This is a genomic window from Arthrobacter sp. SLBN-122 (assembly GCF_006715165.1).
Classification (GTDB): domain Bacteria; phylum Actinomycetota; class Actinomycetes; order Actinomycetales; family Micrococcaceae; genus Arthrobacter.
This window is the reverse complement of the sequence record NZ_VFMS01000001.1, coordinates 4,415,052-4,440,103: the sequence shown is the minus strand read 5'-3', so window position 1 is coordinate 4,440,103 and position 25,052 is coordinate 4,415,052. Positions and strand designations below refer to the sequence as shown.

Annotated in this window: 19 protein-coding genes and 1 riboswitch; of the genes, 16 read left to right on the top strand and 3 right to left on the bottom strand. The window is 66.8% G+C overall.

What is annotated here, in order from left to right; translation table 11 throughout:
- Positions 1–218: 218 nt before the first annotated feature.
- The gene (valS, locus tag FBY36_RS20355; RefSeq protein WP_142122368.1) at positions 219–2,840 is read right to left on the bottom strand and encodes a valine--tRNA ligase; all 2,622 of its coding nucleotides are present in this window, start codon (positions 2,838–2,840) and stop codon (positions 219–221) included.
- Between the two features lie 72 nt (positions 2,841–2,912).
- On the opposite strand from valS, the gene FBY36_RS20350 reads away from it, so the two are divergent.
- Both FBY36_RS20350 and FBY36_RS20345 read left to right on the top strand, forming a co-directional pair.
- Positions 2,913–3,293 carry a DUF488 domain-containing protein gene (locus tag FBY36_RS20350; protein WP_142122366.1) on the top strand — a complete coding sequence of 127 codons (381 nt, stop codon included), beginning with the start codon at positions 2,913–2,915 and terminating at the stop codon, positions 3,291–3,293.
- A gap of 18 nt (positions 3,294–3,311) precedes the next feature.
- Positions 3,312–4,070 carry an SDR family oxidoreductase gene (locus FBY36_RS20345; protein ID WP_142122364.1) on the top strand — a complete coding sequence of 253 codons (759 nt, stop codon included), beginning with the start codon at positions 3,312–3,314 and terminating at the stop codon, positions 4,068–4,070.
- A 15-nt stretch (positions 4,071–4,085) separates the two neighbouring features.
- On the opposite strand, the gene FBY36_RS20340 is transcribed toward FBY36_RS20345, so the two are convergent.
- The gene (locus FBY36_RS20340; RefSeq protein ID WP_142122362.1) at positions 4,086–5,093 is read right to left on the bottom strand and encodes an endonuclease/exonuclease/phosphatase family protein; all 1,008 of its coding nucleotides are present in this window, start codon (positions 5,091–5,093) and stop codon (positions 4,086–4,088) included.
- 396 nt (positions 5,094–5,489) lie between these two features.
- Between FBY36_RS20340 and ileS the strand changes: the two genes are divergently transcribed.
- Genes ileS through ndk form a run of 4 tightly spaced genes read left to right on the top strand, consistent with a single transcriptional unit; the run spans position 5,490 to position 11,110 of the window.
- Positions 5,490–8,810, top strand: a complete 3,321-nt coding sequence (gene ileS / locus FBY36_RS20335) for an isoleucine--tRNA ligase (protein WP_142122360.1) — start codon at positions 5,490–5,492, stop codon at positions 8,808–8,810.
- Between the two features lie 3 nt (positions 8,811–8,813).
- Positions 8,814–10,172 carry a bifunctional folylpolyglutamate synthase/dihydrofolate synthase gene (locus FBY36_RS20330; protein WP_142122358.1) on the top strand — a complete coding sequence of 453 codons (1,359 nt, stop codon included), beginning with the start codon at positions 8,814–8,816 and terminating at the stop codon, positions 10,170–10,172.
- 2 nt (positions 10,173–10,174) lie between these two features.
- Positions 10,175–10,639, top strand: coding sequence for a DUF4233 domain-containing protein (locus FBY36_RS20325; protein WP_142122738.1), 465 nt, complete (start codon positions 10,175–10,177; stop codon positions 10,637–10,639).
- A 51-nt stretch (positions 10,640–10,690) separates the two neighbouring features.
- Positions 10,691–11,110, top strand: coding sequence for a nucleoside-diphosphate kinase (ndk, locus tag FBY36_RS20320; protein WP_142122356.1), 420 nt, complete (start codon positions 10,691–10,693; stop codon positions 11,108–11,110).
- Between the two features lie 72 nt (positions 11,111–11,182).
- On the opposite strand, the gene FBY36_RS20315 is transcribed toward ndk, so the two are convergent.
- Complete coding sequence (locus FBY36_RS20315; protein ID WP_142122354.1) at positions 11,183–11,851, bottom strand: vitamin K epoxide reductase family protein; 669 nt, start codon at positions 11,849–11,851, stop codon at positions 11,183–11,185.
- Positions 11,852–12,289: 438 nt separating this feature from the next.
- On the opposite strand from FBY36_RS20315, the gene FBY36_RS20310 reads away from it, so the two are divergent.
- From FBY36_RS20310 to FBY36_RS20265, 10 genes are all read left to right on the top strand, one after another.
- A complete protein-coding gene (locus FBY36_RS20310) occupies positions 12,290–15,727 on the top strand; it encodes an Rne/Rng family ribonuclease (RefSeq protein WP_142122353.1) in 3,438 nt (1,145 codons plus the stop codon).
- Between the two features lie 151 nt (positions 15,728–15,878).
- A riboswitch (TPP riboswitch) is annotated at positions 15,879–15,976 on the top strand.
- Between the two features lie 7 nt (positions 15,977–15,983).
- Entirely contained in the window at positions 15,984–17,504 is a 1,521-nt protein-coding gene (gene thiD / locus FBY36_RS20305) for a bifunctional hydroxymethylpyrimidine kinase/phosphomethylpyrimidine kinase (protein ID WP_142122351.1), read from the top strand.
- A 263-nt stretch (positions 17,505–17,767) separates the two neighbouring features.
- Positions 17,768–18,076 carry a 50S ribosomal protein L21 gene (gene rplU / locus FBY36_RS20300; RefSeq protein ID WP_056336264.1) on the top strand — a complete coding sequence of 103 codons (309 nt, stop codon included), beginning with the start codon at positions 17,768–17,770 and terminating at the stop codon, positions 18,074–18,076.
- 61 nt (positions 18,077–18,137) lie between these two features.
- Positions 18,138–18,401, top strand: a complete 264-nt coding sequence (rpmA, locus tag FBY36_RS20295; protein ID WP_009372867.1) for a 50S ribosomal protein L27 — start codon at positions 18,138–18,140, stop codon at positions 18,399–18,401.
- Positions 18,402–18,518: 117 nt separating this feature from the next.
- Positions 18,519–20,108, top strand: coding sequence for a GTPase ObgE (gene obgE / locus FBY36_RS20290; RefSeq protein WP_142122349.1), 1,590 nt, complete (start codon positions 18,519–18,521; stop codon positions 20,106–20,108).
- A complete protein-coding gene (gene proB, locus FBY36_RS20285; protein ID WP_142122347.1) occupies positions 20,098–21,249 on the top strand; it encodes a glutamate 5-kinase in 1,152 nt (383 codons plus the stop codon). The genes obgE and proB overlap by 11 nt, the downstream gene beginning before the upstream one ends.
- Before the next feature lie 26 nt (positions 21,250–21,275).
- The gene (locus FBY36_RS20280) at positions 21,276–22,640 is read left to right on the top strand and encodes a glutamate-5-semialdehyde dehydrogenase (protein ID WP_142122345.1); all 1,365 of its coding nucleotides are present in this window, start codon (positions 21,276–21,278) and stop codon (positions 22,638–22,640) included.
- A 79-nt stretch (positions 22,641–22,719) separates the two neighbouring features.
- Positions 22,720–22,959, top strand: a complete 240-nt coding sequence (locus FBY36_RS20275; protein WP_142031474.1) for a hypothetical protein — start codon at positions 22,720–22,722, stop codon at positions 22,957–22,959.
- 55 nt (positions 22,960–23,014) lie between these two features.
- Positions 23,015–23,629, top strand: coding sequence for a nicotinate-nucleotide adenylyltransferase (gene nadD, locus FBY36_RS20270; RefSeq protein WP_200830595.1), 615 nt, complete (start codon positions 23,015–23,017; stop codon positions 23,627–23,629).
- Between the two features lie 7 nt (positions 23,630–23,636).
- Positions 23,637–25,022, top strand: coding sequence for a hypothetical protein (locus FBY36_RS20265; protein ID WP_142122343.1), 1,386 nt, complete (start codon positions 23,637–23,639; stop codon positions 25,020–25,022).
- Positions 25,023–25,052 lie beyond the last annotated feature (30 nt).

The window sequence follows — 25,052 nt, the reverse complement described above, 5'->3', positions numbered from 1 at the left end:
AACCAAAGATCCAGTGATATGTAATTTGACGCAGCCATCGGCAAAGTTGAATGCAAGCTACCAGTGACGGTGTAGCAAGACCTGGAGTTCAGAGGATCTTGCCAGACCATCGAGATAACGTCACAAGATGGCCGAAAGTCGAAGCCCCACCAACGGCAAAACGCTGATGGGGCTTCCCCTTTGCCCGGAAATGGGCCTTGGCTGGATCCGGACGGCCGTCAGGCCTTGGCAGGTTCGTCGCTGGGAGCGAGGTCCACGTCGGTCACTGCGAGGTCGCCGTCACCCACCACCAACGTGATCTCCCGAGCGTTGGACGCTGCCTTCAAATCAGCCAGTCCCGCCTGCAGCTGCGCAGCCAGGGCCTCCGGGGCGGTGATGGTTGCAGACAGGACCTCCGTGCGCTGTTTGACCTTCGCCTCGGACTTGGCCTTGCGGACACCGCTGAGGGCCACGCCCACGGTGGCCAGCATGGTGGTGTCCCCGCCGGGGATCTCCAGCGCAGCCGGCCAGGCGGCCCGGTGCACCGACCCGTTGCGCCACCAGCTCCAGACCTCTTCGGTGGCGAAGGGCAGGAACGGCGCGAAGAGCCGCAGCAGGGTGTCCAGGGTGGTGGCCAGGGCAGCCAGCACGGATGCCTGTTCGGCTTCGCCGGCCGCTCCGTAGGCCCGGTCCTTGATCAGCTCCACGTAGTCGTCCGTGAACTGCCAGAAGAACGTCTCGGTGAGCTGCAGGGCGCGGGCGTAGTCGTAGTTGTCGAACGCCTTGGTGGATTGGGCCACGACGTCGGCCAGCTGGGCCAGCAGCGCCCGGTCCAAGGGATTGGTCAAGGCGGAGAGGTCACCGCTGAGCACCGAGTTCTCGGTGGCGCCCAGGTTCAGCACGAACTTGGAAGCATTGAGCAGCTTGATGGCCAGGCGGCGGCCGATCTTCATCTGCGCGATCTCGTAGGCGGTGTCGGCGCCAAGCCGTGCCGAGGCAGCCCAGTAGCGGACCGCGTCCGAGCCATACTCGTTGAGCACATCGGTGGGGACCACCACGTTGCCCTTGGACTTGGACATCTTTTTGCGGTCCGGGTCCAGGATCCAGCCGGAGATGGCCGCGTGCTTCCACGGTGCGCAGTCCTGCAGGGCATCGGCGCGCACCACCGAGGAGAAGAGCCAGGTCCGGATGATGTCGTGGCCCTGGGGGCGGAGGTCGAACGGGTAGACCTTGGCGAACAGGTCCTCGTCACGGCTCCAGCCGCCCACGATCTGCGGGGTCAGCGAGGACGTGGCCCACGTGTCCAGGACATCGGCGTCGCCCGTGAAGCCGTTGGGCTGGTCGCGCTGTGCCTCCTCGAAGCCGGGGGCGGCGTCCGCAGCCGGGTCCACGGGAAGCATCGCGTCCGAGGGCAGGATGGGATTGTCGTAGTCCGGGTTGCCCTGTGCGTCGAGCGGGTACCAGACGGGGATGGGCACGCCGAAGAACCGCTGGCGGGAGACCAGCCAGTCGCCGTTCAGGCCGGCAATCCAGTTCTCGTAGCGGGAGCGCATGAAGGACGGGTGGAAGTCGATTTCCTTGCCCCGGCCGATCAGGCGTTCGCGGCGGTCCTCGTCGCGGCCGCCGTTGCGGATGTACCACTGGCGGGAGGTGACCACTTCCAGGGGCTTGTCGCCCTTCTCGAAGAAGTTCACCGGGTGGGTGATCTTCTTGGGCTCCCCGTCCAGCAGGTCGGCTTCCTTGAGCAGTTCCACCACGGCTTCTTTGGCGGAGAAGGCGGTCTTGCCGGCGATCGCGGCGTACGCTTCCTTGCCCGCCTCGCTGGTGATCCACTCGGGGGTCTCGGCAATGATGCGGCCATCCCGGCCCATGATGGCGCGGGTGGGAAGCTGGAGTTCACGCCACCAGGTGACGTCCGTCAGGTCGCCGAAGGTGCAGACCATGGCGATGCCGGAGCCCTTGTCCGCCTTGGCCAGCGGGTGGGCCTTGACCTCAAGTTCAACGTCGAACAGCGGGGACTTCACGGTCTTGCCGAACAACGGCTGGTACCGCTCGTCGTCGGGGTTTGCCACCAGTGCGGCGCAGGCAGCCAGCAGTTCGGGGCGGGTGGTCTCGATGAAGACCTTGTCCCCGTCCTGCGTGAAGAAGGGGTACCGGTAGTAGGCGCCGGGAACCTCGCGGTCCTCAAGCTCAGCCTGGGCCACCGCCGTGCGGAACGTGACGTCCCACAGCGTGGGCGCTTCGGCCATGTAGGCGTCGCCGGCGGCCAGGTTGGCCAGGAAGGCGCGCTGGGACACAGCCCGGGAGGTGTCGTCGATGGTGCGGTAGGTCAGGTCCCAGTCGACGGAGAGTCCCAGGGTCTGGAACAGGTTTTCGAAGACCTTCTCGTCCTCAACAGCGAGTTCCTCGCACAGCTCGATGAAGTTCTGCCGTGACACGACGTCGAAATCGCGCTGGTTCTTGGCCGGCTGCGCGGGCGGCTGGTAGTCGGTGTTGTAGGGAATGGCGGGATCGCAGCGGACGCCGTAGTAGTTCTGGACGCGGCGTTCGGTGGGAAGGCCGTTGTCATCCCAGCCCATGGGGTAGAAGACGTTTTTGCCGGTCATGCGCATGTAGCGCGCCTGGACGTCAGTCTGGGTGAAGGAGAACATGTGGCCCACATGCAGGGATCCCGAGGCGGTGGGCGGGGGAGTGTCGATCGAATAGACCTGCTCCCGCGTGGTGTCGGGGTTGAACTTGTAGGTTCCCTCGGCCAGCCAGCGCTGGGTGAGCGCCGTTTCGAGGCCTTCGAGGGCCGGCTTGTCCGGAACGTTGATGGGGGCGATGGTGGGCGTGTCTGTACCCTGCGTGTCTTCAGCCATTGGGCAATTCTTTCATGCCTGCTTCCATCCCACCCAACCCGTCCTGCCCGGCCGGATGCGAAGGCGGGTAGCATGCGGCGTATGGTCCAACGTCACGGCCCTTTTGGCATCAAGCGCATCTACGATCCACCGGCGGACGACGACGGCTGCCGGGTGCTGGTGGACCGGCTCTGGCCGCGGGGGATGCCCAGGCAGGATGCGGCCATCGACCTCTGGCTCAAGGACGTTGCCCCGTCCGCCGGGCTGCGCAAGGACTTCAACCACCGCCCCGAACGGTTCGCCGAATTCAGCGAACGCTACCGGCAGGAACTGGATTCAAATCCCGCGGTGGAGACGCTGCTGGAACTGGCCGCCGGACACCCCAGGGTCACCCTGCTCTACGCTGCCCGCAACACCGGCGCGAACCACGCGCTTGTCCTGCTTGATTACCTCCAGGGACGCCGTGCCGGCTGATCCCGTTAGGGTGGTGCCATGACGAAGGACTTGCAGAAAAAGGCAGCACTCGTGACCGGCGCGAGCAGCGGGATCGGTGAAGCGGCAGTACGTGCGCTGCGCGCCGACGGGTGGACGGTCTTCGCCGTGGCCCGCCGCGCCGAACGCCTCGCGTCCCTCGAAAGCGAAACGGGCGCCGTCGCGCTTCCTGCTGACATTTCAGAGGACGACGACGTGTCCCGGCTTTTGGCGCAGGTCACCGGCGCCGGCGGCATCGATACGCTCATCAACATCGCCGGCGGTGCCCGCGGCGCCGACAGGATTGGTAACGCCAGTACCGCCGATTGGGAATGGATGTACCAGGTCAACGTCCTGGGCACCATGAAGCTCACCCGCGCCTTCCTGCCCATGCTGCGGGCCGCCGGCGAAGGAACGGTGCTGAACCTCACCTCCACCGCCGGGCTGGACGCATACGAAGGTGGCGGCGGCTACAACGCCGCGAAGTTCGCCCAGCACGCCATGACCAACGCGCTCCGGCTTGAAGAGGTGGAGAACAACGTCCGCGTCATCGAGGTGGCGCCGGGCCTGGTGCAGACGGAGGAATTCGCCCTGAACCGCCTGGGGGATGCGCAGGCGGCGGACAAGGTCTACCAGGGCGTTGAGAAGCCGCTGACCGCAGAGGACGTTGCCGACGTGGTCCGCTACGCCGTCACGGTTCCGCACCACGTCAACCTGGACCAGATCGTCATCCGGCCGGTGGCGCAGGCCGCCAATCACAAGCTGATCCGGAAAGGCTGAGCCGCCAAGGACGTGCTAGGGGACCCGGACGTTCAGCGTGGCCGCCACTGCGGCATGGTCTGTCCCGCCAATCCGGTGGACGGAGTAGCCGGAAGCGCTGAGGTCCGGGCTGGTGACCAAGTGGTCCAGCGCTATGCCCGGCAGCCGGTAGCCGCGCATCGGCCAGGTAGGCACCAGCCTGCGGCCCGCGGCAGCCGCCACGTCCACCAGGGGACGTTTGCCGCCCTGTCCGGACAACATCCCGCGGAATTCCCGATGGTCATAGGTGGCGTTGAAGTCGCCCGCCAGCAAGAGGGGACCGGAACCGTTGTCAGCCCTGGCCACTGCGGCCAGGTCGCTGCGCCATTGATCGAGGCCGTCCTCCACCGGGGCCAGGGCATGGACGGCCACCACCCGCAGGCTGCTGCCGCCGCCGTCGCCGAGATCAAGGCGCGCCACCGGCATGGCGAACCGGGTATCAGGGAGTACGCCGCTGGCTGTCAGCTTGTATGAGGAGTAGATGGCGGAGCCGCCGGCCCGCTCCCTGGCATGGGCAACACGGTGGGGGAGCAGTCCGTCCAGTCCCGCCGCCGTGAGTTTTCGCGCCAGGCCAGGCGTGTACTCCTCAACCGCCAGCAGGTCCACCTGCAGTTCACGGACCAGCGCCACGATGTCGCCTGCGTCCGCGCCGCCCAGCTCCGCATTGATGCTCATGGCAACCAGGGAGGCGGACGTGCCGGTGGCCTCGGCCGCAGGTTCGCGGATGTCCAACGGGAAAAGCCAGAATGCCTGGCAGCCCGCCAGGACTGCGGCCAGGGCCTGCTGCCAGTGGCTCCGCCCCGCGAAGGCCAGGAGCAGGGCAGCGGCGGCGGGCACCGCGAGCCACGGCGTGAAGGCGACCAGCTGGACCCCCAGCACAGGCCAGTCGGCAGGGACCGCCCGGACCGTTGACACCGCCGCCACCGGCAGGGCAACAGGAATGAACAGCCACCTGCACACTGTCGCCGCACGCCGTCGGCCGCGGCGACGTCCGGAAGCTGTCATGACGCGAGTCTAGGCAATGCGGCCTCGCGGCGTCAGCCCCGGATCAGCCCGGATCGCTGGGGACGCCCAGCATCTCAGGAATGGCACTGGACGCTGCGGCGATAGTAGACTCTGGAGTGGCTATGACCCGGCAATCACCGGTGAGCTTCCGGAAGAACGCGCGGCCGCGCCATGCAGGGCGGTGGGCGCCAGTAGAACCGGACGGGTAAGCCCGTCACAGCAGTAATGAGAGGCCGGGGCCAGCGGCCGTTCCCCAGGGAACCCGCAGCGCCGGTAAGTGAGGTGGTACCGCGGTCAAAGTGCAGTCTTCGGACGGCACGGCAGCCGTCCTCGCATCCTGAACGGAACGTCCGGCCCTGCCGGGAGTTCACCCACGCTCAACCCAGGATGTCGAAAATGACGTTTTACCCCAAGGCCTCAGCCTCCAGCACCTCTTCGAACGGCAGCAGCGCCGGTGTTTCCGCCTCCGTGAAGTTTCCGGAGATCGAAGAGCGCATCCTGAAGTACTGGGACCAGGACGGCACCTTCCAGGCCAGCATCGACCAGCGCAGTGCCGACGTCCCCGGCGGGGAGCCCGGCAGCAACGAATTCGTCTTTTACGACGGACCTCCCTTCGCCAACGGCCTGCCGCACTACGGCCACCTGCTCACCGGCTACGCCAAGGACCTGGTGGGCCGCTACCAGACGCAGCGCGGCAAGCGGGTGGAACGCCGCTTCGGCTGGGACACCCACGGCCTGCCTGCCGAACTGGAGGCCATGAAGCAGCTGGGCATGACGGACAAGACCCAGATCGAGGCCATGGGCATCGACAAGTTCAATGACGCCTGCCGCGCCTCGGTGATGAAGTACGCCGATGAGTGGCGCAGCTACGTCACCCGGCAGGCCCGCTGGGTGGACTTCGACAACGACTACAAGACTCTCAACGTCGAGTACATGGAGTCGGTCCTCTGGGCATTCAAGCAGCTGCATGACAAGGGCCTGACGTACAACGGCTACCGGGTGCTTCCGTACTGCTGGAAGGACGAGACCCCGCTGTCCAACCATGAGCTGCGCATGGACGACGACGTCTACAAGAACCGCCAGGACCAGACCGTCACCGTCACGTTCCCCATCCTTGCCGGGGACTCGGAACTGTCCAGGCAGCTTGCCGGCGTGCAGGCGCTCGCCTGGACCACCACCCCCTGGACGTTGCCCACCAACGCCGCGCTCGCCGTCGGGCCTTCCATCACCTATGCCGTGCTGCCCGCCGGCCCCAACGGCATCAAGGCCGCCTCTGCGGACGCCCCGGTCACGGGCAGTTTCCTGCTCGCAGCCGACCTCCTGGGCGCCTATGCCAAGGACCTCGGATACGGGAGCTTCGAAGACGCGGAAGCCGCGGTGGTCTCCACCCACACCGGCGCCGAACTGGAAGGGCTTGAATACCAGCGGCTCTGGGACGACTTTGCCGACAACGAAAAATACGGCATGGAGAACGCCTGGCGCTTCGTGGTGGCCGACTACGTCACCACCACCGATGGCACCGGCATCGTGCACCAGGCGCCGGCCTACGGCGAAGACGACCAGAAAATCTGCGAGGAGGCAGGCATCCCGGTGGTGCTCTCCGTGGACGAAGGCGCCAAATTCCTGCCGTTGTTCAAGCACGGCGACCTCCACGACATCGTGGGTTTGCAGGTCTTCGAGGCCAACAAGCCCATCACCCAGGTGCTCCGCGCCCAGGGACGGCTGGTCCGGCAGGCCAGCTACGAGCACAGCTACCCGCACTGCTGGCGCTGCCGCAACCCGCTGATCTACCGTGCGGTGTCCTCCTGGTACGTGGAGGTCACCAAGTTCAAGGACCGGATGTCCGAACTGAACCAGGAGATCAACTGGATCCCCGGCAACGTCAAGGACGGCCAGTTCGGCAAATGGCTGGAAAACGCCCGCGACTGGTCCATCAGCCGCAACCGTTTCTGGGGCAGCCCCATCCCGGTATGGCAGTCCACGGATCCCGAATACCCGCGCACCGACGTTTACGGCTCCCTGGCCGAAATCGAGGCGGACTTTGGCCGTCTGCCGCTGAACAAAGACGGCGAAGTGGACCTGCACCGGCCCTTCATCGACGAACTCACCAGGCCCAACCCGGATGACCCCCGCACCCCCGAAGAGGGCCAGTCCGTCATGCGCCGCGTGGAGGATGTCCTGGACGTCTGGTTCGACTCCGGCTCCATGCCCTATGGCCAGGTGCATTACCCGTTCGAAAACGAGGCCTGGTTCAACACGCACAACCCGGCGGACTTCATCGTGGAGTACATCGGCCAGACCCGCGGCTGGTTTTACATGCTGCACATCCTGTCCACCGCCCTGTTTGACCGGCCCGCATTCCGGAACGTCATCAGCCATGGCATCGTGCTGGGCTCCGACGGGCAGAAGATGTCCAAGAGCCTGCGCAACTACCCGGACGTCTCCGAGGTCCTGGACCGCGACGGCTCCGACGCCATGCGGTGGTTCCTCATGTCCAGCCCCATCCTCCGGGGCGGCAACCTGATCGTCACCGAGCAGGGCATCCGCGACGGCGTGCGCCAGGTCATCCTGCCGCTCTGGAACGTGTACAGCTTCTTCACCCTGTACACGAACGCCGCGGACGGTGGCGCCGGCTACGACGCCAAGCTCCGCTACGAGGGCTACCGGGACACCCTTGACCAGTACCTGCTGGCCAACACCGGCGACCTGGTCCGCAACATGACGGCGCAACTGGACACGTATGACATTTCCGGCGCCTGCGACTCCCTGCGCAGCTACCTGGATATGCTCACCAACTGGTACGTCCGCCGCAGCCGGCAGCGGTTCTTCGACGAGGACCAGGATGCCTTCGACGCGCTGTTCACCGCGCTGGAGACCGTCACCCGTGCGGCGGCATCGCTGCTGCCGCTGGTGTCCGAGGAAATCTGGCGCGGCCTGACCGGCGGCCGGTCCGTGCACCTTGCCGACTGGCCGGACGCAGACCTCTTCCCCGCGAACCCGTCCCTGGTGGAAGCCATGGACCGGGTCCAGCAGATCTGCTCCACCGGTTCCTCGCTCCGCAAGGCAGCCAACCTGCGGGTCCGGCTGCCGCTGGAGGAGCTGACCGTCGTGGCACCCGGCGCGGACGCCCTGCAGGGGTTCGCCGCCGTCGTCGCCGATGAACTGAACCTCCGTTCCGTCCGCCTGCTGGACGCCGCCACCGCCTCCCCCGAGGAGTTCGGGATCCAGCAGAAGCTGGTGGTCAACGCACGCGCCGCCGGTCCGCGCCTGGGCAAAAACGTCCAGGTGGCCATCAAGGGCGCCAAGTCAGGGGATTGGTCCGTGAACGACGACGGCGTGGTAACCTCCGGCGGCCTTCAGCTGGAACCCCAGGAGTACACGCTGGAGACAGTGGTGGCCGAGTCCGAGGGCGCTTCGGCAGCTGTTGCCGTGCTGCCCGGTGGCGGGTTCGTCGTCCTGAACACGGAAGTCACCCCCGAACTTGAGGCCGAAGGGCTGGCCCGCGACATGGTCCGCGCCATCCAGCAGGCCCGCAAGGACGCCGGGCTCAACGTCAGCGACCGGATCCGCACCACGGTCACCGCGCCGCAGAACGTGGTGGATGCGCTGCTGGCCAACGCCGAACTGGTCAAGGGCGAGACCCTCACCGTTGACCTCAGGGCAGAACCGGGCACAGTGTCTGAACCCGCAGTCGCGGTTGAAAAAGTGGAGGCCTAGGACATGAGTGACGAATTTTCCGTGGAGAGCGTCTACGCCGAACTGCTGGGACGGGCGCCGGAAAACAAGATGGAGCCCCGCCTGGCGCCGCTGTTCCGCGCCATGGACGTGCTGGGTGAGCCCAACAAGGCGTTCCCGATCATCCACGTGACCGGAACCAACGGCAAGACGTCCACGTCCCGAATGATCGAATCGGTCCTCCGCGCCCACGGCCTGAGCACCGGACGCTACACCAGCCCGCACCTGTCCAAGGTCACCGAGCGGATCAGCATTGACGGCCATCCGGTATCCGACGAGACATTTGTCAGGATCTGGGACGAGATCAGGCCTTACCTGCAGATCGTGGATTCCGAGCTCGAAGCCGAGGGGCAGCCGCGCCTGACCTACTTCGAGTGCCTCACCATCCTGGGCTTCGCCATCTTCGCTGACCAGCCCGTCAACGTGGCCATCATCGAGGTGGGCCTGGGCGGCATCACCGACGCCACCAACGTTGGCGACGGACAGGTATCGGTAGTCACGCCGATCTCGCTTGACCACACCGACCTCCTGGGCGACACCACCGAGGACATCGCCCACGAAAAGGCCGGCATCATCAAGCCCGGCGGCTACCTCATCAGCGCTGCCCAGCCCCTCGACGCAGCCCAGGTGCTGCTGGAGAAGGCCAAGGAAGTGGGCGTTCCGTTCCGCTTCGAGGGCGTGGAGTTCGGCGTCGAGTCGCGGACGGTGGCTGTTGGCGGGCAGGTGGTGAGCATCCAGGGCATCGCCGGCCGCTATCCGGACCTCCTGGTGCCGCTGCACGGCGCGCACCAGGCGCAAAACGCTGCCGTGGCGGTGGCCGCTTTGGAGGCGTTCTTCGGCGGTGAAAAGGAACTCGACCTCGAAGTGCTGCAGGAAGGCTTCGCGGACGTAACGTCGCCCGGCCGCCTGGAGGTGGTCCGGACCGCACCCACCATCATCGTGGACGCCGCCCATAACCCCGACGGCATCAAGGCCTCCGCCGCGGCACTGCAGGAAGCATTCACCTTCACCAGGCTGGTTCCGGTGGTTGGCGTCCTCAAGGAGAAGGACGCCGAGGAGATCCTGCGCGAAATCAGGGAATCGCTGGGGGACATGGCGGTGGAGTACTGCTTCACCCAGTCCAACTCTCCGCGGGCGGTTCCAGCTGCAGAGCTTGCCGAACTGGCGATCGACCTGGGATTCGGTGAGGACAACGTGCACGTCGCCGAAAAGCTGGATGATGCGCTCGAATGGGCCGTGGAACGTGCCGAAGCCAATGACGACCTTCCCAGCGGCGTCCTGGTCACCGGCTCCATCACCCTGGTGGCAGAGGCGCGGATCCTGCTCGGAAAAACGGAGGCGTGACCGTGGCCAGACTGACCAAAGCCCAGCGCGACTGGCGCCCCGGCATGCCCAAAAAGCGCCGGTCCACCAAGGTGATGTTCGCCTCCACCGTGCTGCTCCTGGAAGCGTTCGTCATGTTCTTTGCCACCCTGGTGGTTTTTGGCCTGCGCCGCGGAGAGTTCCCGCCGGCCCTGATCCTGGGTGTGGGGATTGCCCTCAGCGTGGTCATGATCTTCGCCTGTGCAGTCCTCAACAGGCCCTGGGGGATGGGCCTGGGATGGATCCTGCAACTGGTCCTGGTCCTCACCGGCATCTTCGAGCCCGCTATGTTCCTGGTGGGGGCGCTCTTCGCGGTGGCGTGGTGGTACGGAATCCGGACCGGCATCCGGCTGGACCGGGAGGCCGCGCAGCGCGCCCGCGAACAGGCAGAATGGGAAGCCGCCCATCCGGATGGTGCCGCTGGTCCCGCCCAGCCGCAGTCACCGTAACCCCATCCCCTTAGACTTATCCCGAAACCCCACCAACGCATTGGAGCAGTTGTGACTACAGAGCGCACCCTCGTCCTGATCAAGCCCGACGGCGTCGCCCGTAACCTGACCGGCGCCATCCTGGCCCGGATCGAAGCCAAAGGCTACAGCCTTATTGAACTGAAGAAGGTTGACGCCACCCGTGAGCTGCTGGAGCAGCACTACGAGGAGCACGTGGGCAAGCCGTTCTACGAGCCGCTGGTGGAGTTCATGCTCAGCGGTCCCGTGGTGGCGGCCATCTTCGAAGGCCACCGCGTGATTGAGGGCTTCCGGTCACTGGCCGGTACCACGGATCCCACGACGGCGGCCCCGGGCACGATCCGCGGCGACTTCGGCCGGGACTGGGGCCTGAAGGTTCAGCAGAACCTGGTGCACGGCTCCGATTCGACCGACTCCGCCGAGCGCGAGATCAAGATCTGGTTCCAGGGCTGACCCCACCGGTATTACAGATAAGGCCAATGTTCTTCGCGAACATTGGCCTTATCTGTCATTTGGCGGTGCGGTCTAGAAGCCGGAGGTTCCCGCAAAGACCTGGATGAACGCGAAGAAGATGGTGGCGACGACGGCCACGTACAGCAGCGCCGTGATGATCCAGCCGGAATCACCCAGGACCCGGGCTGCTCCCGCGGGCATGGGAATCACCCCGGCGGTGATGTTCCTGATGGTGGTCCACACGAAGAGCGGAATCATGGCGGCCCAGACGATCATGCAGAACGGGCACAGGATGTGGATGGAATACAGCGCCTGCGACCACAGCCAGACCACGAACGCGAAGCCGAGCGTGACACCCACCTGCAGCCCCACCCAGTACCACCGGGCGAAGGTGGCGCCAGACAGCAAGGCCATGCCAACGGTGATGGTGATGGCGAAGGCCACGATGCCGATGAACATGTTGGGGAAACCGAACAGGGAACTCTGCCACGTCTGCATGACCTGGCCACAGGAGATCCAGGGGTTTACGTCGCACACTGTGGTGTGGTTGGGGTCCTTGAGTACCTCGAGCTTTTCCAGGACCAGGGTTCCGGAGGCCAGCCAGCCCACGATTCCGGTGATGACCAGGAGCCAGCCGAAGGGCCGGTTCCGGGCCATCGGTGGAACGCCTGCGGCAGCAGTAGTCTGCGGATCCGTGGCCCTTTCCTGCTCATGGGCGCTGACGGGGGAGATGCTGGGCATGGGTGTGGCGTCCTTTTCGTCCGGTGCTCCTGTGCCTGATTGTAACGCCGCAGGCTGGAGCCGCCACACAGCTACGGGATCACCGCCCCCTGCTTCCGCGGCGATCCGGCCCGGATGTGAGAGAATGAACGTGGCTGGAAGCCGATCCACATTCGGACTCCGGTCCGGTGGTATGTTCCCAAGACCGCCAATGATGGGCAGGGCAGGCTTCGGATTCTTCCGGCACTCCCGCCACTCCATTGGGCGGCACCTGGTTGTGGCACGCAGAACAACGGGTTTTCAGAACATCCGCCGGCTCCCACGGGCTGCCGCACCCCACTGACGGTGCGAACCTGGGAGTATCCACTTGACTTCTGTCAACGCCTGCGGGTTTTGACAATATGTGCCCCAATGGGTGCCGGATGTGGCGGTACGTCAGGGGCAGGAGTGTTGCCACATATGGACAATGATCAGGAACTGGCCGTTAACGAAGATGCAGCGGCTGCCGGGGCTGCTGCACCCAAGAGGGCCGTACGCACCCGCCGCAAAGCGGCTCCCAAGACCGATGACGCCGTGACGGATGCGGTGGCCACGGTGCCGGAGCCCGCTGTCCCCGAAGCAAGCGACGACTCGCCGGTGGAGGAAGTCGCAGCGCCCACTGCGCCGGTGCGCCGCACACGTGCCCGCAGGAAGCCGGACACCGCCGAACCCCTGCCCGCCTTCGCTGATGAACCGGCAGCGGCGGCACCCGCCGATGCTGCCGCCCCCGACACCATGGCAGCGGAACCGGCCGCAACGGGTGAAAGCCCTGCCGCAGTCCCTGCCACTGCCGCCACGGCAGACGCCGAAACCAGGCCCGTTCGCCGCCGTCGGGTAGCCACCCGAAAGGCTGCGTCCCCGGCCGCCGCCACTGCAGCGGAATCAGGGGCAGCGGACGCCGCGGGTGCAGAATCCGTGGCTCCGGAAGCCGCCGCCCAGGTTGCTGCGCCGGAAGAGGCTGCACAGGAAGACGTTGCGGTGCAGGGACAGGTCGCCGGGCAGGAACCCGTTGCCGCCGCCGGGCAGACCCAGGAGCCCGCTGCGGTGCCGGCCCCGGAGGCTTCCGTCATTCAGGAGCCTGCACAGGAAACCCCGGCCGGGGACACGGGAGAGTCTGCGCCCGCCGCGGCTGCCAGCCCCTTTGGTTCCCTCTTCCTGGAACCTGCATCGCCCACGTCCGTGCTCTTCCAGGCACCGGACCTCAGCACCGTGGTCCGTCCCGCAGCGCCCGCCGTCGAGGAGCCTGAAGAGGAAGAAGCCGAAGACGGCGACGATGCCTCCGGCCGCCGCCGGCGCCGCAGCAGGGGCCGCAGGGGCCGCAGCCGCATCGGCGACGCTGCCGACCAGGACAGCGAGGGCGGCAGCGCCGAGGTTGACGCCGAGGACGACGCCGACGAGGACAACGCCACGCAGCTGGAGGACGGTGTGACGTCCCGCCGCCGTCGCCGCCGCCGCCGCGGAGACCAGGACCTTGAACTCACCGGCGGCGGGGATGATGACCCGCCCAACACGGTGACGAGGGTCCGTGCGCCCCGTGCCGTCACTGAAGCGCCCGTCAACAACCGCGTCACCAGCGTGAAGGGCTCCACCCGCCTCGAGGCCAAGAAGCAGCGCCGCCGCGAGTCCCGCGACACGGGCCGCCGCCGCACGGTGATCACCGAGGCCGAGTTCCTGGCCCGCCGCGAATCCGTTGACCGGCAAATGATCGTCCGCCAGCGCGACGACAGGATCCAGATCGCCGTCCTCGAGGACGGCGTCCTGGCCGAGCACTTCGTGTCCAAGACCCAGCAGGACTCGCTGATTGGCAACGTGTACCTGGGCAAGGTCCAGAACGTGCTGCCGTCCATGGAAGCGGCGTTCGTTGACATCGGCCGCGGCCGCAACGCCGTGCTGTATGCCGGTGAAGTGAACTGGGAAGCGGTGAACCTCGAGGGCAAGCAGCGCCGGATTGAGAACGCGCTGAAGTCCGGCGACACCGTCCTGGTCCAGGTGACCAAGGACCCCGTGGGCCACAAGGGCGCCCGGCTCACCAGCCAGATCTCCCTTCCCGGCCGCTACCTGGTGTACGTGCCCGGCGGCTCTATGACCGGCATCTCCCGCAAGCTGCCCGACGTCGAACGCAACCGCCTCAAGCGCATCCTCAAGGACCGCCTGCCCGAGCATGCCGGCGTCATTGTCCGCACCGCTGCGGAAGGCGCGTCCGAGGAAGAGCTGACGCACGACATCAACCGGCTGCGCGCCCAGTGGGAAGGCATCGAAAGCCAGTCCGCGTCCACCAAGATCCTGGCGCCCGAACTGCTCTACGGCGAACCCGACCTGACCATCAAGGTGGTCCGCGACGTCTTCAACGAGGACTTCTCCAAACTCATCGTGTCCGGTGAGGAAGCCTGGGACACCATCGAGGCCTACGTCACCTACGTGGCGCCGGACCTGGTGGGACGCCTCGAGAAGTGGACCAAGGACCAGGACATCTTCTCCGCCTGGCGCATCGACGAGCAGATCCACAAGGCGCTTGAGCGCAAGGTCTTCCTGCCCTCCGGCGGCTCCCTGGTGATCGACCGCACCGAGGCCATGACCGTGGTGGACGTCAACACCGGCAAGTTCACCGGCAGCGGCGGCAACCTCGAGGAAACCGTCACCAAGAACAACCTGGAAGCTGCCGAGGAAGTGGTGCGCCAGCTGCGGCTGCGCGACATCGGCGGCATCATCGTGATCGACTTCATCGACATGGTGCTCGAATCCAACCGGGACCTGGTCCTGCGCCGCCTGGTGGAATGCCTGGGCCGTGACCGGACCAAGCACCAGGTTGCCGAGGTCACGTCGCTGGGCCTGGTCCAGATGACCCGCAAGCGGATGGGTACGGGCCTGCTGGAAGTCTTCGGCGAGCAGTGCGAGGCCTGCGCGGGCCGCGGGGTAGTAACCCATGACGATCCCGTGGAGCACCGCCGTGCCAACATCGTGGCGGCCGAGCACCACGTCCAGCGCGCGGACAACCGCCCCGAAGCCCGCGGGGAAGCCCACCGCGCCGAGGCACAGCGGCCCGATGCCGGCCAGCCCGGAGTCCGTCCCGAGCGCAAACGGCGGCGCGGACGCGGCGGCCAGCAGCCCGAGGCTGTCCCGGCGCCTGCAGTGCACGTCCACACCGTCGTGCCGGATACGGCGGATGCTGAGCGGCACGCCAAAGCAGAGGCCACCCGGCTTGCCCTGGCGAACATTGCGGCTGCCGCCCACGCGGCGCACCTGCATGACGATGAGGTGGCAGCAACCCGCCAGGCGCCGCAGGCCGAGCCTGCGCCGGTTCCCGCGGAGGAGAAGCACGACGCCGATTCCCCCGCACGCCCCGCAGCTGTCCTGACCTTCGGCAGCGAGGAAGTCCCGCTTCCGTTCGTGGAGCACGCCGAGGAGCAGCACCCCAAGCCCGCCCTCACCTTGGACCGGCTGGCGGAAGCGTTCGCCCACCTCGGCCAGCCGGCGTCACCCATGGAGGATGCGCCGGCCAAAGCCGCAGAATCGGTGAAGGCAGCCGAACCGGCAGCGCCGCAACAGCAGGCCGGCGGGGGAGCGGCAACCCACGCCACCGTGGAAGCGCCCGCGGAAAAGGACTACTCCGACCACACCCTGGAGCAGACCCGGCAACGCAGGCCGCGGCGCCACCGCGCTGCCAGCCGTGCCCAGGGCGCAGCCAACGAGACAGCTGTCCAGCACCACGAGAACGTCCAGTCCACGGGTGCCGGACATTCACACGCAGCCAAGGCCCCCGACACCGCTAAGGCACAAGACGCCGCCAAGGCTGAAGCTGCCAAGCCGGCAGCGGAACCCATCATCCTCGGCGTCGGAGTCCCTGCCTCGGAGCTCTAAGCCAGGTCAGAACCAACGCACCACCAAGGAAGTCCCCGCCATGTGGACCTTTCCCCTCAGAGTCTCGGGGGGAATGGACCACAAGGCGGGGACTTCCTGCATAGGCAGGTGCTGTCACCTTTCCGCCGCGTCGGCACCAGCAGCTACGCTGGACAGCGACACGGGGTGCCGCGCAGAAGGCCGGCTGAGATCCAGACCCGTTGAACCTGTCCGGCTAGTACCGGCGAAGGGATGTCTCTTGTCTCCGACCCTTTCCATGCCCCTGCCAACCGCGCCCGGCGTTCCCTCCGGCCTTCCCACGGGCCGCGACGTCCCGCGCGTCCTCTCCATCGCCGGTTCCGATCCGTCCGGGGGAGCCGGGATCCAGGCGGACCTCAAAAGCATCGCCGCCCACGGCGGATACGGCATGGCGGCGATTACCGCCCTCACAGCGCAAAACACCCGCGGCGTGCAGGCCGTCCACGTCCCTCCGGCCGCGTTCCTGGCCCAGCAGCTGGATGCCGTCAGCGATGACATCAGCATCGACGCCGTCAAGATCGGCATGCTGGGTGACGAATCGGTGATCCGCACTGTCCGCGAGTGGCTCGGAAAGGTCCGTCCCGCCGTCGTTGTCCTTGACCCCGTGATGGTGGCCACCAGCGGGGACCGGCTGCTGCAGGAATCCGCCGAAGCCGCGCTCCGGGAACTGCTGCCGCTTGCCCACCTCATCACCCCCAACCTGCCCGAGCTCGCGCTGCTGCTCGGGACGGAGCCAGCCCAAAACTGGGAGGCCGCACTGGACCAAGGCAGGCGCCTGGCCGAGGCCACCGGAGCCACCGTACTGGTTAAAGGCGGCCACCTGGCAGGCCTGGACTGCCCGGACGCACTTGTGAACACTGCAGGCCTCCTCGTCCAGGAGGTGGTGGAAGTGCAGGGGAAGCGCATTTCCACGCGCAACAGCCACGGCACCGGATGTTCCCTGTCCTCCGCCATGGCAACCGTCCAGGCCCGCCTGGGTGACTGGGAGGCCTCGCTGCGGACCGTCAAGCCCTGGCTGGCCGGCGCACTCGAGAACTCCGCCCAGCTGGAGGTGGGCCAGGGGAACGGACCCGTGCACCACTTCCACCACGTGCGGCCCGTCCCGGCGGAAGGCAGCTTCGCGGCCCGGCTGTGGACCGAAGCCCGCCAGGACCTCGACGACATCTACGCGCTGGACTTCATCGACGGACTGGCCTCGGGCGATCTTTCCGAAAAGGACTTTGCCTATTACCTGGCGCAGGATGCCCTCTACCTGAACGGCTACTCCCGCGTGCTGGCACGGGCCAGCGCCCTGGCCCCCTCGGAGGCCGAGCAGCTGTTCTGGGCACGGTCCGCGCAGCAGTGCCTTGAAGTGGAAACGGAGCTTCACCGCTCGTGGCTCAGCACCCGCCCGGCCCCGAACGGCCTGGGCCCGGTCACCAAGTCCTACGTGGACCACCTGACCGCAGCGTCGTCGTCGGGCAGCTATGCGGTCCTCGCCGCCGCCGTCCTGCCCTGCTTCTGGCTCTACGCCGAGGTCGGCGCCACGCTGCACGCCCGGTTCCTGGCCTCCGGGGAACCGGACGGGCACGCGTACGCGGACTGGCTCCGCACCTACGCAGATGAGGGCTTTGCCGAAGCCACACGCCAGGCCATCGCCATCGTGGATGCGGCCGGGCGGCAGGCTTCCGACCATGAGAAGGCTGCGATGCTGACCGCGTTCAAGCAGTCCTGCCGGCTCGAAGTGGAGTTCTTCGACGCGCCGCGCCTGCACTCCTGAACCGCGGCCTGCGGGTGTGCCGGTACTATGGTGGGGCATGGTGCGGACGCCGGACCTGAGCTGTGGTGCCTATCACAGCAACCCGCCGGGAACCAGCCTCATTTGCGGCCGAAGACAAAATTAGCGTAATCTAGATCTTCGGTGCTTACGCCAACACTTGGGTTATGACCCCACGGCGTTGAGGCACAGCGAGAAACCAGGCTTTTGATAGTCGGTTCCGCACGCAAATTTAGTTATAAACGTCGAGAGAAGTGAGTTCCCAAGTGGTGTACGCGATTGTCCGCGCAGGCGGCCGCCAAGAGAAGGTTTCCGTTGGAGACTTCGTTACCCTGAACCGCGTCGCCGGTGGAGCCGGCAGCACCATTGAGCTGCCCGCACTGCTCCTGGTTGATGGTGACAAGGTCACCTCCGCCGCCGCCGACCTGGCCAAGGTAACTGTTACGGCTGAAATCCTCCAGGACCTGCGTGGTCCTAAGATTGTCATCCAGAAGTTCAAGAACAAGACCGGCTACAAGAAGCGCCAGGGTCACCGCCAGGAACTGACCAAGGTCAAGATCACCGGCATCAGCTAACCTCCGGTTAGTGTTCAGGCATTTCAACAGATTCCCCAGAATTTAGAGGCAGGCATTTCAGATGGCACATAAAAAGGGCGCGAGCTCCACTCGCAACGGTCGCGATTCCAACGCTCAGTACCTCGGCGTCAAGCGCTTCGGCGGCCAGGTTGTTTCCGCAGGCGAAATCATCGTCCGCCAGCGCGGCACCCACTTCCACCCGGGCGCCGGCGTTGGCCGTGGCGGGGACGACACCCTGTTCGCACTGACCCCGGGCGCCGTTGAATTCGGTACCCGCCGCGGTCGTCGCGTGGTCAACATCGTTGCTGCTGCAGCTGCAGAGTAACAACAAGTTCTGAAGCGGTGGAGCGGGCCTGAGGGCCCGCTCCACTGTTCTTTTAACCGCATTACAATCGATGTGGCGCCCCGGGGCGCCAGGTAAACAGCTTCTGAGGAGATCCACGTGGCCAGCTTTGTAGACCGGGTAGTACTGCACGTATCCGGCGGTAACGGCGGCAACGGGTGCGTCTCCGTCCACCGGGAGAAGTTCAAGCCCCTGGGCGGTCCCGACGGCGGCGACGGCGGCAACGGCGGCGACGTCATCCTTCGCGTGGACCACCAGACCACCACCCTCCTCGACTACCACCACGCACCGCACCGGCACGCCAGCAACGGCGGGCCCGGCATGGGCGACTGGCGCGGCGGCAAGAACGGCGAAACCCTCATCCTGCCCGTACCGGACGGCACAGTGGTCAAGTCCAAGGACGGCACCGTACTGGCCGACCTCGTGGGCGAGGGTGCGGAGTTTGTGGCAGCCGCCGGTGGCATTGGCGGCCTGGGCAACGCCGCCCTCTCCTCGCAGAAGCGCCGCGCGCCCGGCTTCGCGCTGCTGGGCATCGAAGGCGAATCCCGGGACGTCATCCTCGAGCTGAAGTCCATCGCCGACATCGCCCTGGTGGGCTTCCCGTCCGCCGGCAAGTCCAGCCTCATCGCCGCGATGTCCGCGGCCCGGCCCAAGATCGCCGACTACCCCTTCACCACCCTGATTCCCAACCTCGGCGTGGTTCAGGCCGGCGACGTGCGGTTCACCATCGCCGACGTTCCCGGCCTCATCGAAGGCGCCAGCGAGGGACGCGGCCTGGGCCACCATTTCCTGCGGCACGTGGAACGTTGTGCAGCGCTGGTCCACGTGCTCGACTGCGGCACCCTGGAGTCCGAGCGCGACCCGCTGTCGGACCTCGCCATCATCGAGGGCGAACTGGAAAAGTACGCCGTGGACATGAGCTACGCGGGCCAGGACGGCGAAGTGGTGCCCCTGAACCACCGGCCCCGGCTGGTCGCACTGAACAAGGTGGACCTTCCCGACGGCAAGGACATGGCCGAATTCGTGCGCCCGGAACTCGAATCACGCGGCTACCGCGTCTTCGAGGTGTCCGCCACCAGCCATGAGGGCCTGCGCCAGCTGGGCTTCGCCATGGCGGAAATCGTCAAGGCCGCCCGCGACGCCGTGGCCGCCGCCCCGCCCAAGGTCCAGCCCGCGGTACTGCGTCCGCGCGCCGTCAACGAAACCGGCTTCAAGATCCGCCGCGAGGAAAAGAACCTGGAGCCGCTGTTCCGCGTCCTGGGCGAAAAGCCGGAGCGCTGGGTCAAGCAGACCGACTTCACCAACGAGGAAGCCATCGGCTACCTGGCAGACCGGCTCGCCAAGCTCGGCGTGGAAACAGAACTGTTCAAGCAGGGCGCCAAGCCCGGCGATACCGTGGTCATCGGTGAGGACGACGGCGTGGTCTTCGACTGGGAGCCCACCATGATGGCAGGCGCTGAACTCCTGGCGTCGCCGCGCGGCACGGATGTCCGGTTCGCTGATATCGGTGACCGCCCCACCCGCAGCCAGAAGCGTGAAGAGCAGCAGGAGCGCCGGGATGCCAAGGCAGCCGCCCGTGCCGAGCTCGAGGCGGAACGGAAAGCCGGCATCTGGACCGAATCCGTCAGCGGCCGCCGCGCCGCCCACCCCGTGAAGGAGAGCGGACTGGAAGCGGACGATGACCTCTAGGGGCATGGCCGCGGAACCCGCTGAACGCGCCTCCGACAGGAGCGCCCTGGCGGGTGCCCGCCGGATCGTCGTGAAGGTGGGGTCCTCCTCGCTCACCAGTATCAAGGGCGGCATTTCGGAGGAATCCCTGACCGCCCTGGCCGACGCGCTGGCGGCCAAACGCAACGCCGGTGCCGAAATCATCCTGGTGTCCTCCGGCGCCATCGCCGCCGGACTGGCCCCGCTGGGGCTGGCCAAGAGGCCCCGCGACCTTGCCACCCAGCAGGCGGCAGCCAGCGTAGGCCAGGGACTGCTGATGGCCCGGTACACGCAGGCCTTCGGTGCTCACGGCGTCACCGTCAGCCAGGTCCTGCTCACGGCCGAGGACCTGATGCGCCGCAGCCAGCACACCAACGCCCTCCGCGCCATGGACCGGCTGCTGAACCTGGGCGTGGTCCCCGTCGTCAACGAGAACGACACCGTGGCCACCCACGAAATCCGCTTTGGTGACAACGACCGGCTTGCGGCACTGGTGGCGCACCTGGTGCGCGCCGATGCACTGGTGCTGCTGTCCGACGTCGACTCCCTGTATGACGGGCCGCCCGCCCAGGGTGCCCGGCGCATCCCCCTGGTCACCGGCGCGCACGACCTCGAAGGGGTTTCCATCGGCAAAGCCGGCAAGGCCGGTGTGGGCACCGGGGGAATGATGACCAAAGTGGAAGCTGCCAGCATGGCGGCCGGTTCGGGCATCCATGCGCTGGTGACCTCCACGGCCAACGCCGCCGCGGCCTTGAACGGCGAGGACGTGGGCACGTGGTTCTCGGTCAACGGTTCCCGCAAGCCCGTCCGCCTCCTGTGGCTTGCCCACGTTGCCTCCGTGCAGGGCCGCCTTGTCCTGGACGAAGGGGCGGTGCGCGCCGTACGGCACCACCGCACCTCCCTGCTGCCGGCGGGCATTTCCGCCGTCCATGGGGACTTTGAAGCGGGCGACGCCGTGGAGCTGGCAGGGGCCGACGGCACCGTCGTGGCCCGCGGCCTGGTGAACTACTCGTCGGAGGAGCTGCCCCGCATGCTGGGGCGTTCCACGCGGGAGCTGGGCGAGGAAATGGGAAGCGGCTATGACCGCGAAGTTGTTCATGTTGACGACCTGGTGCTGGTCTGAGTCCAGGGCTCGCCTAAACTTGGATCATGACTGAAGCCCTGATCCATGCTGCTGAAACCACCGGAACCACTGCTGCGCAGGCGCAGCCGGGTCCCGCGGCAGAACCGGGATCAGCTGGGGCGCCGCTTTCCGCTGCAGAAGTTGAAGCGGCTGTCCACGCCATCGCTGACCGGTCCCGCCACGCCGCCCGCCGGATGGCCACCGCCAACCGGGCCTGGAAGGACCGTGCCCTCCGCGCCGTCGGAGCCGCTCTGCAGGAGAGTGCCCAGGCCATCCTCACGGCCAACGCCATGGACGTGGACAAGGGCAAGTCCAACGGCACATCCAAGGCGCTCCTGGACCGCCTCACGCTTACCGAAACACGCATTTCCGGGCTGGTGGCCGCCCTTGAAAACCTGGCCAACCTCCCGGATCCTGTGGGCAACGTAGTCCGCGGCCAGACCCTTCCCAACGGGCTCCGCCTCCGCCAGGTCAACGTGCCCATGGGCGTCGTGGCAGCCATCTACGAGGCAAGGCCCAACGTCACGGTTGACATCGCGGGGCTGGCGCTCAAGAGCGGCAACGCCGTCATCCTGCGCGGCGGCAGTGCCGCCGAGGCCACCAACCAGGTCCTGGTGCGGGTGCTGCGCGAAGCGCTCGAGTCCGTTGGCCTGCCCGCTGATGCTGTCCAGACCGTGGACCAGTTCGGCCGCGCCGGAGCCAACGTGCTGATGAAGGCCCGGGGCCGGGTGGACGTGCTGATTCCCCGCGGCGGCCGGGACCTGATCCAGACCGTGGTCACCAACTCCGCGGTGCCCGTCATCGAGACGGGGGAGGGGAACGTCCACATCTTCATCGACGAGTCCGCTGACGAAAACATGGCCGTGGAGATCCTGCTCAACGCCAAAACCCAGCGCCCCAGTGTCTGCAACACGGTGGAGACACTGCTGGTCCACTCGGGCTCTACGGTCCTGCCCTCCGTCGCCGCCGCCCTGCGCGCCGCCGGCGTCCGCCTGCACGTCGACGAACGCATCAGCGCCGCACTGCCCGGGATCGAGACCCAGCCGGCCACGGATGTGGACTGGGGAACCGAATACATGGACCTGGACCTCGCCGTGGCCATGGTGGACAGCCTCGACGAAGCCGTCCAGCACATCCGTGCCTGGTCCACCGGCCACACCGAAGCCATCCTCACCAACAGCCTTGCCAATGCCGAACGGTTCATCGCGGAGGTGGATTCCGCGGCGGTGATCGTCAACGCTTCCACGCGGTTTACCGACGGCGGGGAACTCGGCCTTGGTGCCGAGGTGGGCATTTCCACCCAGAAGCTGCACGCCCGCGGCCCCATGGGCCTGACCGAGCTCACCACCACCAAGTGGATCGTCCAGGGCGAAGGCCAGGTCCGCGGGTAGCAACGCGGTAACATAGACCAGAACCCGGAATGCAGCGGAAGGTTCCGCTGCCCGTAAATCCTTGAACATAGGGGAGAAAATGCTGCTCCAGCAGATTGCCACGTCCGTCGCCGCCGCAGGCGAAGAAGGCCATGAGGAGCTTGCCCCGCTGTGGGCCGAGCCCTGGGTCTTTGGCGTATCCATGTTCGCCATCCTGCTGGTGCTGATGTTCATCGCCTGGTCCTACAACAACCTGGGCAACCGGCACGCTGCCACGGACGAGCACGCGGACCCGCACCGCCAGCACCCCAATAAGCACGATCGCGGGCAGGGCCACTAAGATTTCCCACAACCTGCGCCGCAATGGTGCCCGGGGGAGGCTGCGGCTGGGCGTGATGGGCGGAACATTCGATCCCATCCACCACGGCCACCTTGTCGCAGCCAGCGAAGTCGCGGCGGAGTTCGACCTCGACGAGGTGGTCTTCGTCCCCACCGGGCAGCCATGGCAAAAGTCCCATAAACAGGTCAGTGAGCCCGAGCACCGCTACCTGATGACCGTCATCGCCACGGCGTCCAATCCGCGCTTCACCGTCAGCCGCGTGGACGTTGACCGTCCGGGTCCCACCTACACCATCGACACGCTCCGCGACCTCCGGGCCCAGCGCCCCGACGCCGACCTTTTCTTCATCACCGGCGCGGACGCCCTGGCCCAGATTTTGTCCTGGAAGGACATTGACGAACTGTGGTCGCTGGCCCACTTCGTGGGCGTGACGCGACCCGGACACGTCCTTGACGGCATGGGACGCGACGACGTCAGCCTCCTGGAAGTTCCGGCCATGGCCATTTCGTCCAGCGACTGCCGTGCCCGCGTGGCGGCGAACAACCCGGTCTGGTACCTGGTCCCGGACGGGGTGGTCCAGTACATCGCCAAGTACGGCCTGTATTCGGACCCGCCCGCAACCACGGATGAACCAGCTTCCAAAGCACGCGAACCAGCCAGTACTGAATGAGTTCACAATGAGTCAGGAACAGCCCCCAATCCGCAGCCGCCGGGAACTCCGGAAGGCCAGGGATGCCCAGCAGGCCACCCTGCCTGCAGCTGGGCAGCGCCCGCCTGCCGCGGACCGGCCGGCCGGTCCCGCATCAGCGCCGGCAGGGCAGGATGCGACGGCCAACTCCCGCTCCGCAGGCACCGCATCGCCCGCGCGGCCCATTGCTGCAGGCCAAGCGGCGGCAGAGCAGACTGCCACCCAGCGGTCCTCCCAGATCCGGGCCCGCGACCGGGCCGCGCTCCGCACCATCAAGGAGCTCGAGGAAAAGGAAGGCCAGCTTGCTGCAGGCGGTCCGCCCACCCGGCGGCAGCTGCGGCTGCAGCAGCTCAAAGAGCAGGCGCTGACCGCCGCCAACCCCATAGTGCCGCCCGCTGCGGCCCCCGCACCTTCGGTGGCACCCGCGCGGAATGCCGCTGCACTGGCAAAGACAGGCAGCCCGGCAAAGTCGGACGGCACGGCAAAGACGGACGGCACAGCAAAGACGGCCGGCCCTGCCGGGACTGACGCGCCCGCGGCGTCGGAAGCCCCAGCCACCGCTGAAAGTCCGGCGCCGGCTTCCGGAAACGTCCCGGAAGGGATGACGGTGGAACAGGCCCTGGAAGCGCGGGCGCTGATTGCTGCGCAGGCCAGGAACCAGATCGCCAAAATGGAGCACATTGCCTCCATGGATCCGGAAGCCGTGGATCCGGAGATCCTCGCTGAGCAGATTGCCCTGGCCGAACGGGCCGCGGTGCTCAACCGTAGGGCCATGGCCCGGCAGAAACTTGCCGAACAGGCCGGCAATCCTGCAGGACCCGCCAGGGATGCGGCTCCCAGGGATGCGGCTCCCAGGGATGCCGCTTCCAAGGACGTCGCACCCAAGGACAAACCCGGCCCCTCCACCGCCAACAACCTGGCGATGGTGACACCCCTTGAGTTCGTCCAGGTGCCCGGCGTCGAACGTCCGGTGATGAAGCCGCCGGCAACCTCGCATGTCCCGGTCACCACGCGGCCCGGCACCAAGGTTCCGGGAAAACGGAAACCGGCTTCCCGTCCCAAGGCGCCCGCGCCGGATACCGCCGCAGGGCGGTCCCAGGTGATTGCCCGTGCTGAGGCGGCGGCCAAGGCAGCCAGCCGTCCCAAACGGGTATCGGTTCCCGAGAACCAAGCCGAGAACCACCCGGAGGATCTCTTTGAGGACCTGCCCCGCGTTCCTGCCCGCTCCGCCTATGGCCTCGACCCCCTGGATGCCGCGACTGCAGGCCTCACTAGGGCGCGGCGGAACCGCATCCTGCAGTTCTGCATCCTCGCGTTCGGGATCCTGGCCCTCGTTGCCGGCATCATCCTGATCGTCAGCGGCATGTCCCGCTGACCGCACCGGCATCAACACTTAACCAAACAA